The organism is Streptomyces rishiriensis, from assembly GCF_030815485.1.
Lineage (GTDB): Bacteria > Actinomycetota > Actinomycetes > Streptomycetales > Streptomycetaceae > Streptomyces > Streptomyces rishiriensis_A.
Genome location: NZ_JAUSWV010000001.1, coordinates 371,020 through 385,075, shown reverse-complemented (window position 1 = coordinate 385,075; position 14,056 = coordinate 371,020). Strand labels below are relative to the sequence as shown.

The 14,056-nt window shown below is 66.6% G+C and carries 8 protein-coding genes and 1 pseudogene; 6 read left to right on the top strand and 3 right to left on the bottom strand.

All coding sequences use genetic code 11. The features are described 5' to 3' along the window. Positions 1-1,785: 1,785 nt before the first annotated feature. Positions 1,786-1,983 carry a hypothetical protein gene (locus QF030_RS01850; protein ID WP_307160958.1) on the bottom strand — a complete coding sequence of 66 codons (198 nt, stop codon included), beginning with the start codon at positions 1,981-1,983 and terminating at the stop codon, positions 1,786-1,788. Positions 1,984-4,354: 2,371 nt separating this feature from the next. Here QF030_RS01850 and QF030_RS01845 point away from each other — a divergent pair. From QF030_RS01845 to QF030_RS01830, 4 genes are all read left to right on the top strand, one after another. After that, positions 4,355-4,603 carry a hypothetical protein gene (locus tag QF030_RS01845; RefSeq protein ID WP_307160858.1) on the top strand — a complete coding sequence of 83 codons (249 nt, stop codon included), beginning with the start codon at positions 4,355-4,357 and terminating at the stop codon, positions 4,601-4,603. Between the two features lie 289 nt (positions 4,604-4,892). Then, positions 4,893-5,639 (top strand): M23 family metallopeptidase, encoded by a 747-nt coding sequence (locus tag QF030_RS01840; RefSeq protein ID WP_307160857.1) that lies wholly within the window; start codon positions 4,893-4,895, stop codon positions 5,637-5,639. 265 nt (positions 5,640-5,904) lie between these two features. Beyond that, positions 5,905-6,894: a hypothetical protein gene (locus tag QF030_RS01835; protein ID WP_307160856.1), complete on the top strand. Its 990-nt coding sequence runs from the start codon at positions 5,905-5,907 to the stop codon at positions 6,892-6,894. A 235-nt stretch (positions 6,895-7,129) separates the two neighbouring features. Further along, positions 7,130-8,107 carry a trypsin-like serine peptidase gene (locus tag QF030_RS01830; protein WP_307160855.1) on the top strand — a complete coding sequence of 326 codons (978 nt, stop codon included), beginning with the start codon at positions 7,130-7,132 and terminating at the stop codon, positions 8,105-8,107. Positions 8,108-8,825: 718 nt separating this feature from the next. Here the strand turns inward: QF030_RS01830 and QF030_RS01825 are convergent. Together QF030_RS01825 and QF030_RS01820 are read right to left on the bottom strand one after the other, a co-directional pair. Continuing rightward, the gene (locus QF030_RS01825) at positions 8,826-9,536 is read right to left on the bottom strand and encodes an anti-sigma factor family protein (protein WP_307160854.1); all 711 of its coding nucleotides are present in this window, start codon (positions 9,534-9,536) and stop codon (positions 8,826-8,828) included. Continuing rightward, a complete protein-coding gene (locus QF030_RS01820) occupies positions 9,533-10,093 on the bottom strand; it encodes a sigma-70 family RNA polymerase sigma factor (protein ID WP_307160849.1) in 561 nt (186 codons plus the stop codon). Before QF030_RS01820 ends, QF030_RS01825 begins: the two co-directional genes overlap by 4 nt. A 416-nt stretch (positions 10,094-10,509) precedes the next feature. Here QF030_RS01820 and QF030_RS01815 point away from each other — a divergent pair, with 416 nt between their 5' ends. Next, on the top strand, positions 10,510-13,392 hold the full coding sequence (locus QF030_RS01815) for an AfsR/SARP family transcriptional regulator (RefSeq protein WP_307160853.1): 2,883 nt from the start codon (positions 10,510-10,512) through the stop codon (positions 13,390-13,392). A gap of 104 nt (positions 13,393-13,496) precedes the next feature. After that, positions 13,497-13,825, top strand: a pseudogene (locus tag QF030_RS01810) (IS5 family transposase); the annotation flags it as partial. Between the last annotated feature and the right edge of the window lie 231 nt (positions 13,826-14,056).

Below are 14,056 nucleotides of genomic sequence, written 5' to 3'. Positions count from 1 at the left end.
AGTGCTCTGAATTCGGCCATGCTTACCGCGGAGGCGAATCGTGATGTCCGTGGCCTGTCTATAGGCTTGCAGGCCATCAAGGCCCCCTGGGTTGCACCTGCGCTTCGAGAAGGTAAAAGGCATATGGCAGAGCAGGAGGTGCAGCGGCTGCAGCAGGAGAGAATTGCTCGAGCTGCTGAACTAGGGGGCTCCCCTGCTGGTTCACGGGAATCTCACCTGGAGAATTCGAGCACGTCGACCAACCCTACCGCTTACCAGTCGCTTCAGTCGCAGCAAAACGCACATCGTAGCCGCAGTTGACAAGGCATCCAGCGAGCTCTGCCTCTTGCGGTGATTCTTGCGCTTGCTGTCGGGAAGTCACGGTCCTCGCCGAAGTTGCTGTATCACCCATGAGGAGAACGCTCGGCATTGGGTCAGAGCCCCTGTGATCAACGCTGCTGACCGGGAGCCCGCTGTGTCTGGCTGGGGTAATTGGGGTACGGGCCGCTCTCCGCCGTGGGATGCTGTGACTGTGTGGAGCGGGGAGTTACGCCCGCGACCTGAGCCGCGGCCGCTGCAGTGAAATCCCGAAACGGGAGGTGGCCAGACCGTTCGAGTGCTGCGATGCTCGGCAGCGGCACCCCTGACTCCCGTCGTGGCGCGGCAGGGCCATAACTGCCCTGCCCTGGTCCCGGCGCCTGCCGCTCCCGCGGTGCAGCAAGCGCACGGGAATTCTCGGCCGACAGGGCAGCCGCGGCCAGTGCTTGAATCCTACCCGTAGCGATATCTACGGGAATTGTTATGCCTGATTCGGTCGTCGATTGCCTGCGCATAAATTCAGCGCGCGTTATCCACTGCTTTCCGTCCCCCCACCTGGGCGTGTCATCCGCCAGCCCCCATTTGCCACCGGATGGCTGGATGTGGAATCCCTGATCCCTCAGCGCTTGAATTGTGTGTGGTTTGAGCCCGGTTTTGATTCCGTTCGCTCCCGGCAGTGCGGAATGCAAATGTGCGGCCAGAGATGATGATCTTGCTGTTGGAAGGACTGGACGGCCTGTCGCCGGATCGATCATGAAGTCTGCCGCCCTCACGGCATCAGCGAAATTACGATCGGATATGCCCTGCTCCGTCCTGGGCGTGTCCTGCGCCAACCCCCATCTGCCTGTCGCGTCCTGCTGCGTTCGGAAACCCTTAAATTCTGCAGCGGTTTTTGAGCGAGGCCCCAACGCGCTGTTGAGTTTGCCTGACCTGATTGTGGAACTGTGCAAGCGGATAGATAGGGGAACGGATGTCTGCTGCGGCGGAAGGATCGCGCGTTTGGTCTCCGGGTCGATGTCGAAATCTGCCGCGTACAAGGCGGATGCCATCTCATCGTCCTTCATCGAAGCTCCTCAGTTTGAGCAAATGTGTGGCAACAGACGCCGCCTGTCGCTCAGTCCTACTACGCACAGTCGGCCGAGACGGATCAACTGACGGCTGAGTCACGGCAGTTTGCCGTCCAGCGGCTCTGGTGTCCGCCCGGTCTTGACGAACGGCCCCTGGCGATATGGAGCAAGGCCGCGCACACCTGCCTCTCGGAGGCAGTCTGGGCTGGTCAACGCGGTGGTTGTCCTTGCTGCGAACACCAGGGACAAGGACGCGGACATCATCCTGACCGACCGGGTCGCCAAGGACACCGCCGCCGCCGTCCGCCTGCCCCTGGCTGACTGGGGGCTCCTGTGGTGTCGGTCACATCCGCGGGGCCGCGGCAGGACCACGCGCCCTGACGGTCGCACGGGGTGACCGCCACCTCGCGGCACAGCAAGCTCAGGAATGGGACCCGAAAGCCTTCACTGTGCATTCCGAGTTGATCCCCGCCGGCACGCCGACCGCGAAGGAGGCGATGACGCCCAGGCTGAGCGTGTCGAGAGGGATGACGACTGGCCAGTCCCGCAGCACGGCGTAACCCGCGGTGCACAGCGCCCCGACGACGGCGCCTCCGGACGCGCCCAGCAGCGACAACACCTCCGACTCGGTGAGGAACCGCCCCCGGATTGTCCGCGGCCGGCGCCCAGGCTCCGCCGCAGGCCGACCTCACGGCGCCGCTCGAGGACCGAAATGTACATGGTGTTGGCCACACCCATCCCGCCCCCTGCGAGCGCGATGCCGGCCAGCGACAGGAACAGCGTCGAAGAGGCGCTTTGGATGGCGCGTTTGGCCGCGAGCGCGTCGGCGGGATCGGTGAGGCGCACGGACTGGTGGGTGTCGGCGACTGGGCCGGTGGCCGTGACGGGCCCGATGCGGGCGGCCATCTCGGCGGCCTGCGGCGGCAACTTGATCTGTTCCTGACCCTGGGGGACCAGGGGCTTGGCCCTGAGCCGGTCGATGCCCAGCGGTCAGCTGGTGCAGTAGTGCCTGCTGGCTGGAGGCCGGTACGCCGGTGACGAGGATCATCGTGGCGATGCCTACGGAAATGCCGAGTGCCGAGAGCACAGCACGCATCTGCGCATACGCAGTCCCAGCACACCTGCCGGCGACCCGGCCGGTGGGGTACGGGGGCGGAGATGCGGTGCACCAACGGTCCGCCGACCGCGTCCGAATCACGATGGCTGCCAGTCCGAGCAAGTCCAGGTGGTTGCGGGGATCTCGCTCGCATGCACGCGCGCCTCACCCGCGGCCGTCAGGTACGCGAAACCTTCCCGCTGGCCGCCTACGAGCGGTGGGATTGCGAGCGGCGGGAGTACGAGCTGCGGGATGGGGAGCCAACGAAGCTCCTGCGCTGATGAGTTGAGACGTGGAACGCCTCTCTCGACAGTTCAGGAGCCCTCTGCGTTGTGGAGGTAAGCCTCGTCCCCCGATCGACGCGCCGGAGGACATGGGCGAGGGCCGAGCCGTCCCCCGAGTCCGGGTAGAGCACGGGTGCCGCCCTGAAAACGCTTCACGGTCTACGGCACTTCGCCACGACCATTCACGCGCCCAGTCCTCGGCATGCCCCGTTCAACGAGTCACTCGGGGACGAGCCAGGCCAACCATGCACAGGCGAACGTTGCTTGATGCGGCACTGCACCGTCCAGTGCATCGCCGCGCCCTACTAAAACGGCACGGCTGGTTCATCAGCGCTTCTGCGACGCACTTGACTGCGCGCGAGCAACGCCTCCCCAATCGAAAACGGGCAGCAGAATGCCCGTGCCGCGTCCCGGTCCAGTTGCAACTGGCTTGGACGCCGCAACAGCGGAGATCTCGGGGGGTGTGTGAGAAGGGGCGGGTGACTGCTGGGCTGCCTCCTCGAAATAACTCGGGGTAAGTCGACTAAGGGTGTATCGCCCCGCTATGTTTGAATGAGGAAGGAGGAATGTACCCAGCCTGTATTTCCTGGCCTCGCTGGCTTCTGACTCATTCATCCACCCATTCTCATTACGCAAAGAAATAAACCATTGGTATATCGGGTATCCCGGCTCTGGGCATTTCCCATGCCGCTCCGGCCTGCCGTGGTAGTAATTTTTGATTGCAGCGGTTTGGTCTGCGTTCTTGTAAGGCATATTGTCACGTCCTGTGTCACTCTGATTTTTTAGTGCTGCATTCGCTCTCTACAACGTGCGCATTGACCTAAGGGTTCAGGGATCACTTCATCAAGCTTTTTACACATTTATGCGACTCTAGCGGTCAGATCCGGGCGATCGGGAAGAGATTCGCTTCCGTGGAGCCGAGTGGGCAGCCAGGCGGTAGGCGAGGCTCCCGAGCACCTGTGTCGATGCACGGCACGGCATCCCATCCGCGACAGATGGGGTGCCGGATTCCTGGCTTCTGTGCCCCCCGCGACGATCGGCCGTAGTGCTGGGGTGTCGAAGGTTGCGCAGGAGGGTGGTTCGGCTCCGTGCGCTCCCTGCGGCGGTCACCTGCGGCGAAAGTCCGTCGGCAGTTCACTCCTGGATCCCGATCGATCGAAATTGAACTGCGCGGCGGTCGGAGCCGTTGCCGAGCACGAACGAACAGATCGCTTGCCCCACCCCTCAGTCACGGGAGTGTGCCGGATCCGGTCGGGCGAGCCGCGTGGGACGGCTGTTGGGAGAGGTGAGAGCGGTGAGCGAGAGGGCGGGTGATCCCTCAAGGCCACGGGCGGCGAGGGCATGGGGACTGCCGTGAAGGCCGGTGCGCCGCGAGGTGGCCTGGTGAGCCTGCCTCGCAAGGCCGAAGACGCAGGGGCGGACGCCGTGCTGCTTGGTTGTCGCGCACCTTGGCCGGTGGCCTGTCCAGAGCACGTTCCGGCGATCCAGGCCAGGGCCCCTCGGGGGCCCGACGGCGTTGGCTTCGGTGCTTCCACCCGAATTCGCGGAATCTCTGAGAGGCATTCACTGAACCGTCGGACAGCCATCCACCACGAGATATGAAGCCTTCGATGATTTACCAGATGGGCTTCGTGTGCGAATTCCATAAACTAGAGGAAGTGACGATGACGTACGCCCAAACGGAAGCGCGCGCGGCGGAAATTGAGCAGGCGGCCCTCAAAATGCCCTCGCGGGCCTGTTCGTCGCGTGTGAACCCGGACGGACGTGGGTGTGGAGCCCCGGATGGCAGGATCGAAGAAAAGTTCTCCTATTGGCAGCCCGAGACGAGCGGCGACGTCGCACCGCAGTATCCGAACTAAGCCGCGACTTCCGGAGTTTTCTGTGGAGTATTTCAGGCAGCCCGTCAAGCCCGAACTTTCACCCGACCGAGACGATGGTAGGGACCCGGATTTTGATCCGGATGCAGATTTCGGGGCACCGGAACGCTCACGCTTTCGCCTGCGCTTCCGTCTCCCGCGCACCGCACGGACTCCTCCCCTTCGAAGCGGTCCCCGCATACCTGGCGTCGCGCGCTCTTCGCTCCTTTTCGGTCTCGACAGGAAGGCTCGGATAATCCTTGCCGTCGGTCTTCTTTTCGCCGTCGGATCGGTGGCAGCGTTCGCCTTCTCGGGCAATGAGCGGGACGTCGCCGGGGACACCCCGGCGCCGTTGACCGTCACCACCTTCCCCGCGTTTCCGACCGCGAGCGTGATGCCGCCGGCTGCTGAGGAGCAGCCCGATGGCGGAGTGATCGTGGCACCGGAGCTGCCCGAGGACGAGGACGCGAACGCGAACGCCGGGTCCGACTCGGAGTCCGGGTCCGACGCGGACTCCGACTCGGTCGCGGCGCCGCCGGAGGAGGAACCGGGCGGAGAGGTGCCGGAGGTGCCCGAGCAGTCGCCGAGCGCCGAGCAGCGCCAGGGCGCGGGTTCGGAGGAGGGCCGGACGGCCGGCGCGGCCACCGCTCCGGTCCGGGGATACGTGATCACCTCGACGTACGCCCAGGCAGGGAACTGGTCAACGGGTCATCACACCGGGGTCGATCTGGCGGTCCAGGTCGGCACGCCTGTCGTGAGCGTGCTGCCCGGAATGGTGCTGATGTCGGCCACCGACGCCAGCTATGGCCACTACATTCTGATCCGGCACGCCGAACACGAGTACAGCCTGTACGCGCATCTCTCCCGCCTGGACGTCCGGCAGGGGGCGACCGTGTCGGCAGCGCAGCAGATCGGGCTGTCCGGAGCCACCGGCAATGTGACCGGCCCTCATCTGCACTTCGAGGTACGGACCGAACCGGTCTTCGGCTCGGACATCGACCCGGTCGCCTATCTGGCCGACCACGGGGTGCGCCTCTGACCGTCCGGGTCCGTCCCGCAACTCCACCCCGCGCCCCGTCACCGCGTGCTTCCCCACCTTCCCGCACCCCTTGCCGGCGGAGCACGCGGCGACCGGGCTTGACCGCCGCTGGCGCTGCCAGGAGCGGTCTCATTCCTCCATTTATCACAGTTGGATAACGTGCGCTCCTTTTTAGAACTCCACACGCCGCGGCAGCCGTGTCGGGTGTGCCAGCCGATCTGAAAAGACCAGAACGTCAATGCCACCATTTTTCGGGGGTTCTCCCATGTATCGCACTCGTATTGCCACCGTCGCGGCGACCTTGATGGCCGGGGCTCTTCTCCTTACTGCTTGTGGTGGTGGGGACGAGCAGGCCGCGAAGAATTCGGAGACGTCGGTCGCCGCGGACGAGGTCAACTTCAAGGACGGTACGGCCAAGCAGAACAAGGCTGATCTGAGCACCGGCGACTTCGCCGCCAACGCGGCCCCTGCCAAGAAGCAGTCGAGTCCCGTCATTCGCAACTGGGTTCAGCTGTCGGCCGCCTCGGCTGGAGATCTGGATCCCGTGGTGACGAACGCTGCCGGTTTCGTTCTCTACCGGTTCGACAAGGACACGCCAGGCAAGTCCAACTGCTTCGACGCGTGCGAACAGATCTGGCCGCCGTATCTCGTGAAGCCGGGCGGCAAGGTCTTCATCGACGGCATCAAGAAGTCGGACGTCGGCTTTATCAGGCGGGGCAAGGGCTTTCAGCTCACCCTCGGCAAGGCGCCGCTGTACCTGTTCAGCAAGGATCTGCAGCCCGGTGACACCAACGGTCAGGGCGTCGGCGGCACCTGGTTCGGTGTGACCCCTGACGGCAAGCGGTCCGGCGAGGACGGTGGCGAAGTGGCCGAGCCCGAGATCGAGGAGTCCGGCAACGGCGGCGCCACGGGCGGAAACGGCTCCGCCGGAGGCGAGACAAAGGGCACCAAGTTGGTCGCACGCTCCCAGGACGGACTCTACAAGTTCACCGACGACCCCAACGACTCCGAGAGCGCGGTCGGCACCGTCTCCGGCCGAGGTTGCAAGAACACCTCTCTGGGCGGCGCCATCTCCTCGATCAGCCCGGACGACGACCAGTCGGTCGGCAAGCCGATCAAGTTGTGGGACGGCCCCGACTGCACCGGGAAGTCTCTCCTCCTGGAGAGTGGTGTCTCCGCGAACCTCGCCGCGCAGAACTTCGACAACAAGACCCGCTCGGTCTTCATCGGGGAATTCGCCACCGCCACTCAGTGACCACTCGGCGACCCCCGTTCTCTGCGGGCACCGCCCGCGCATCAGGCCACCTCTGCCGCGACGCTCTCCCTTTCGGCAGAGGTGGCCGCGCGCGGTTGAGCCGGCAGAGAGACGGCGATTCACCGGCTCATGACGGACGGCTTCACAGCACAGGAAAGGGCGGCGGCACGCGATGGGTAATGAGATGAAGGGCCGCAGTGGCCGGAGGGGAAGACCGTTCGGAATGCTCCTGTGGGTGACGGCCTCACTGCTGTTCACAGTCACCGGCTGCCAGAGTCCGTCAGCCCAGGAGGCCCAAACCGTCAGCCGGTTCACCGAGCCCAAGACCTGGTCGTCGTCGGACATGGCCGAGGCCGTCCCTTACGACATGGCGATGCAGGACGGAACGCAGATCGACTCGCGCGTCTCCGACCCCGAGCCGAAGCCCGTCGTGGCACAGCCCGAGCAGGCACCGTATGTCGAGAACGCGGCCGTCCTGGGAAAGGTCTTCTTCGACACCCCCGAAGGCCGCCGGGTCTGTTCCGGGACCGCAGTCACAGATCCCGCGGACCCCGGTGCCTCGAGCCTGGTGTGGACCGCGGGCCACTGCGTGCACACCGGCCGGACCGGTTCCTTCTACCGCAACATCGTTTTCGTGCCGTCCTACAACAACGAGGCGCTGCCCGGCGTGAGCAGCGCGGACACCGACACACGGCAGATCTCCCCGCTGGGCGTCTGGTGGGCCGACCGGGCTGCCGTCTCCACCGGCTGGGCGCGGGAGGGTGAGGAGGTCGGTGGCGCGGGCGCGGCCTATGACTTCGCCGTCCTGCATGTCCGCCGCTCCGGGGATCCCACCGCGTCACTGGAGGAGGCCATCGGGTACGCGATCCCGGTGGCGCTCGACGCGCCGGCCATCACCGCGATCCCCACCCTCAAGATCTGGGGATACCCGGCGGAGACACCGTTCGACGGCAATCTGCTGTTCTCCTGCCAGGACCGGCCCGGCAGGCTGTCCATCGCGACGGAGGACCCCACCCTCTACCGGATCGGCTGCACGATGAACGGCGGCGCTTCCGGGGGCGGCTGGTTCATGGCCAGACAGGACGGCACACTGGCGCTCGTCAGTAACACCTCGGTTGGGCCGAGCGAAGCACGGTGGCTCGCGGGACCCAGACTCGGTTCCGAAGCACGGGAACTGCTCACCGCCGTCGGGGCGGACACGGGCACGGGCTGAGTACGCCACCCGGGGACTGAAGCCGCTGCCTGGGGGCGACCCGCATGCTGCTCCGTCGGAGCGGTCAGCCCTTCGGGTGTGCGGACTCGACAGGAAGTGCGCGGCGCCGCATGCCGCGCGTTCTGCGGTTCTTCGACGCAGAGGCCGTGCCGGCCGCGCCCGGCGATCGAACACCATCTGGAGCCGACGCTCTTCGTACTGCCCTCCAGCTGATGTTCCAGGAGTGGTAGCAGGAGACGTGATGGGGCCCTGCAACCTGTACGGGTGCGGTACCGGCGGCGGACCCGACCGTGTTCACCGACGGCACCTGACGGGGCACCGGCATTCGTCACGTACCGCCGGCGAGCCGACGACGGTGATTGCGAGCGCAGCGTCCCTCGGGACCGCGGCTCGGCCGGTCAATGGCCCGTTCCTCTGCGTGATCCGCCAGAGAGCAGGTCGTGCGCATACGGCTCCGGCGTCCTGTTGTCGGCTCTGCGCCGGTGCTGTCGCCAGTCAGGACCACAGAGAAATGCCGCGCAGGAAGCACGCAGCCGCGCACCTCGGTTCGTCGACCCGTGCGAGAGACCGCTGAACCGCCTCCGCATGCCGGATGACGAGGCGACGGCAGCCTTGCCCGCGAAAACATGGACAAGGCTGAGAGTTCATCCCTGGGTCGGTTGGCCTCGGCGATACCTTGGTGATCTGTCGGTCCGTGGTCCGTGACCAATGGCCCGGATCAGACGGTCACTTCGACGTAGTGTTTTCCTTGGTCGTTCTCTACGATCAGGGATTTCACGTGGTCGATGGGTATGGCGGCGGAGCCGGAGAGGTTTTGGCTGTCGCCTTGTGTCGTGGGCTGGTGGTCTGCCACTACCCAGCTGCCGGCGATCTCGCGCTCGCCTGTGGTCGACAGGACGATCAGCCGGCATTTCTCGCCGGGCTGGAGTCCGGCGACCGTGGCGTCGACGCGGACCCATCCCGCGGCCGGTGTCAGGGTCGCTTTCATCGTGGCCCGGGTCGCCGGGTCCGTCGCGGAGCCTGTCCAGGTCGCGTCGCCGGGGTCTTCGGCGGACCTGGACGCGAGGGTGTCGGGGGAGGTGTGTGTCTGGCCTGCGAGGTATCCGCCGCTGAGCAGTACGCCGGCCAGGGCCGCGGCGACGAGGCCGGTCACGAGCGTCCTGCGGCGCTGGATGACCGTGTGTTCCTGACGTGCCTGGCGCAGGGTGCGCTGGAGCAGCAGATCGCCGTCCTCGGGCGGCCCGTCCAGGAAGAACTCAGGCGGTACCTCCCCGAGTTCGGCCTCGAGTGCCCTCAGATCGGCCAGCTCCACTTGGCATACCTCGCACGCCTCGATCTGTTCCTCAAGCCTGGCTCGCTCGTCGGCGTCGAGCAGGCCCAGCGCGTGGGCGCCGAGCAGTACGTCATGGGAGTGCTCCTGCGTGGTCACACTGCCACCTTCCGAAGCTGGACGTCGCTGCCGGGCTTGCCCACATACACCTTGCGCAGGGCTTTCAGAGCGTGATGGGCCCGGGACTTGACGGTACCCTCCGGGATGCCGAGCCGTACCGCGGCCTCGGCGGCACTGCGCCCGTGATAGTAGACCTCCATCAAGACGTTCCGCTGGTCGGGCTTGAGCTGGGCGAGAGCATCCATCAAGACGATCGACTCGACGACGTTGTCTGAGTGGTCCTGCTGCACCGGGACCGTCGTCTCGCTCTCCGCCACCTCCGTCGGACGGGCGGCCCTGGCACGGTAGCGGTCCGCGACGAGGTTGCGGGTCACCGTGATCAGCCACCCCCGCAACGACCCCTGCGGGTTGGACACGACCTCCGGATGGCGCCACGCACGGATCAGGGTCTCCTGGACCACGTCCTCCGCTATCAGCCGGTCACCCGTCAGACGCGTCGCGTACGCCAGCAGTGCCCGGCCGTGCTCCGCGTACAGAGCCCTGATGACCGCTTCGTGACTCGTGGCTTTTGTGGCACGCGGCCGCAGGATCGCCATTCACTGTCTCCCCATGTGTCCCCGCTGGTTCGACAGACACATCGAGCAACACACCCCCCAGGTTCACCCACCCCCCGTGACATGCATCACTGAGGATCTTCGGCGTGGCCACCGATCGCGTGACAGCCGCTGCAGGTGTTGCTGCTTCTCCGGCCGGCGGTACATGACCGGGCACTCGCTCGCTGAGCTTGCTGCCGAGGTGAATTGAGCTGCTCCGGTACCTGACGGCGCTCCAGGTCGGTCTCGCTTGATGCCATGGTCCGAGCACGCGCCCCGGCAGCGGCCCTGTCGGCAGCTCTCGACCGACCAGCGGCCCACCCGATCAAAGATGGCACGAGCCCCCCGGCTCCTTCGGGCTCGACCGGGTCACTCGCCCATTCTGAGAGACTGGAGACCGCTTGTGGGGAGGGGCGTCTATGTTGGAGCAGCAGTTGCGGTTCTCGGTGCTGGGTCCGGTCCGGGCATGGCGTGACGAGACCGAGGTCCCGCTCGGCCCACCGCAGCAGCGCGCGGTGCTGACTGTGCTTCTGCTGGCAGAAGGTGCGCAGGTCTCGATGACCAAGCTGTCGGCCGCAGTGTGGGGAAACGAGACTCCGGCCTCCGCCTCCGGCATTCTGCGCGGTTACATCCACCGGCTCCGCAAGGCTCTCGACCCGGTGGGCGCCCCTGCGAACTCGAACTCGGTGATTCGTTCCGTCGGTGACGGATACCAGCTCTGTGCCGTGTTCGAGTTGGACCTACGCCGCTTCCGTGACCTGTGCGCTCAGGCCGAACGGGCACGCGGCGAGGGCGACATCGCGGGGGCGGTGAAGCTCTTTCGTGAAGCGAACAGTCTGTGGCACGGCACACCGTTGGCCGACGTCCGGGGCGACTACGCACAGCAGCAACGTATGCGTCTGACCGAACTGTGGCTGTCCGCAACGGCCGACCGCCTCACCGCCGAACTGGATCTCGGCCACCTTGCGGAGGCCGTCGCCGAGCTCGGCGAGCTGGTTGCCGGGCATCCCCTGGACGAGCGCTTCCGTGAACTGCTGATGCTGGCCTATTACCGCTCGGGCCGGCAGGCCGCGGCACTGGACACCTACCGCGATACACGGGCGCTGCTCGCGGAGGAGCTGGGCGTGGACCCCGGTCAGGCGCTACAGGCGCTGTACCAGCGCGTCCTCCAGGCCGACCCCGCTCTCCTCAGTGCGCCGCCTTCGCCCGATCCTGCTCCTGCAACCCTGCGGTCCGTTCCCGTCCCAGCACAACTCCCTCCCGTGTTGCCGGTGTTCGTCGGCCGACAGGCTGAACTGGCACGGGCGACCGCATTATCCGCGAGCGGCACCGTGATCGTCAGCGCGGTCGCCGGTACGGCAGGCGTCGGTAAGACCGCGTTCGCGGTGCACTGGGCTCACCAAGTCGCCTATCGCTTCCCCGACGGTCAGCTCTATGTGAACCTGCGCGGCTTCGACCCCGTAGGCGTGCCCGTCACCCCCGAACATGCCCTGCGCACCCTGCTGGAGTCCCTCGGCGCCGACATCCGCGCACTTCCCCAGGACCTCGACGCTCTCGCCGCCACCTACCGCACCCACATCGCGGGCCGTCGGCTGCTCCTGCTCCTCGACAACGCCCGCGACGCGGCCCAGGTGCGCCCCCTCCTGCCTGCGACCCCCGGCACCCTGGCCATCATCACCAGCCGTGACCGGCTCACCGGCCTCATCGCCGTCGACAGCGCCCATCCGCTTCATCTCGATGTCCTCACATCCGCCGAAGCCCGCTCCCTGCTCGCACGACGCCTCGGCACCGCCCGGGTGGACGCCGAACCGGACGCCGTCGACGAGATCATCGCCCGCTGTGCCCGCCTCCCACTCGCTCTCGCCGTCACCGCCGCCCGAGCGGCCACTCGCCCCGGGTTCCCACTCGCCGCCCTCGCGGCTGAGCTCCGCGACAGCGCCGCCGACCTCGACGCCTTCCAGGACGACGGCGACACCGCCGCCGACGTACGCGCCGTCTTCTCGTGGTCGTACCACGCCCTCACCCCCGAGGCCGCCCGCCTGTTCCGTCTCCTCGCCCTGCACCCGGGCCCCGACACCACCGCGCCCGCGGCCGCAAGCCTCGTAGGCCACCCCCTCCCGCAAACCCGGCGCCTGCTCGCACAGCTCGTGCAAGCACACCTCCTCGACGAGACGGCCCCCGGCCGCTACGCCTCCCACGACCTGCTCCGCAACTACGCAGGTGAACTCACACAGACATTCGAGACCCCCGCGCGGGTGAGGGCCGCTCGCCACCGCGCGCTCGACCACTACCTTCACACCGCCCACGAGGCCGCCGCGCTCACCAACCTGGCCCGCGCTCTCGTTCCCCTCGATCCCGTGGCCGAAGGCGTACGACCCGAGGAGTTCGACGGCGACGCGGGAAAGGCGACAGCCTGGTTCACTGCCGAACAGGCGGTGCTCATCGCGGCTGTGGAGCAGGCGGCCGCGCACGGATACGACACCCACACCTGGCGACTTGCCTGGGCCGTGTCCAATTACCTTCATCTGCGTGGCCTGTGGCAGGAGGAAGAGGCTGCGCAGCGCGCCGCCCTGGAGGCTGCGCGCCGACTGGACGACCAGAGGGCCGAGGCATACGCCCATCGCGGCCTCGGCCTTGCCATGGCGGGCCTGGGACATCTCGACCGGGCGGCCTCCGAAGCTCGGCGGGCGATCGAACTGTGCACCGACAGCGGCGATCTCAGAGCCGCAGCCGAGAGCCACCGCGTTCTGGCCTGGTCACTGGAACAACAGGGAGACTTGGAAGGCGCGAGGGATGCAGCACAACGGTCCCTCGCGCTGTTCCGCGCCTGCGAAGGCAAGGGCGCCGACGACATCCGCAGCCGGACGGCGATCGCGTCCGCGCTCAATGCTGTCGGCTGGAACCAGATGCTGCTGGGCCGCCACCAGGAGGCACTCGATCACTGCCGGCAGGCCCTGGCGCTGAGCCAGGAACTGGGAGACGTCACCAACGTGGCGCATACCTGGGACACCATCGGCTGCGCCCACCATCACCTCGGGCAACACGCCGAAGCCGTCGATGCCTTCCAGCGTGCCCTCGACCTCTACCGGTTGCAGGGCGACCTTCCCTGGTTCGTCGCCAGTACTCTGACCCACCTCGGCGACACCCGACTCAGTGCGGGCACTCCGGAAGCGGCCCGCGTCGCCTGGACCGAGGCCTTGGCCATCATGGACCGTCTCGGCCACACCGATGCCGAATCCCTCCGAAAGAGACTCAATCCTGAGGAACGTCCCGCTGCGGCGCCGGAAGAATCGTCCCGATGAAGTTACGACGGGTTCTTCCCTGACCGAAGTCCCAGACCTGCCGTTGATCAGACGCGATGCTCCCGGTCTTCTGACCGGTGGGGCGGCCATTTGGCTGCTCAAGGGCCGCTGCCCACTCGTCGGCCCGCAAGGTCTGGGGGTGGACGACGGCTCCGTCAGCACCTCGTCGAGCACGCTGCCGCCCTCGGTATCAACGGGTAAGTCGTCCAACGCGCCCTTGAGACCGGGGGATTCACTCCGCTGCCCAAGCGCTGGACCGTGGAGCGGACCTACGGGTGGCTGATGTGCCACCTGCGCCTGGCCCACGACTGAGACACCCTCCCCGCCCGCTCCGAGGTCATGATCCACCTCGCCATGACCGACCTGCGGCCGCCTCACCGGCGACCCCTGGCGCGACCCAATTCTCAGGACACAAACACCAATTCCCGTATGAGATAGGGATACAACGACCTCTCGGGACCGCGTCGCGGCCCCGCCCGCGCCGCCCGTTAAGGCAGCTCGGCAGCCGTCAGCTTCAGCGCGGTGCGGTTGATCAGCTTCGCCACCCAGCGATCGCCGTCTCGGTGAGCGGCACGCCACGGTCGATGAACAGCGGCCTGCGGTCGATCCGTCGAAGGCGGGTTGAACCAAATGGCATGCGCTGACGTTGTTGCTATTGGACAGA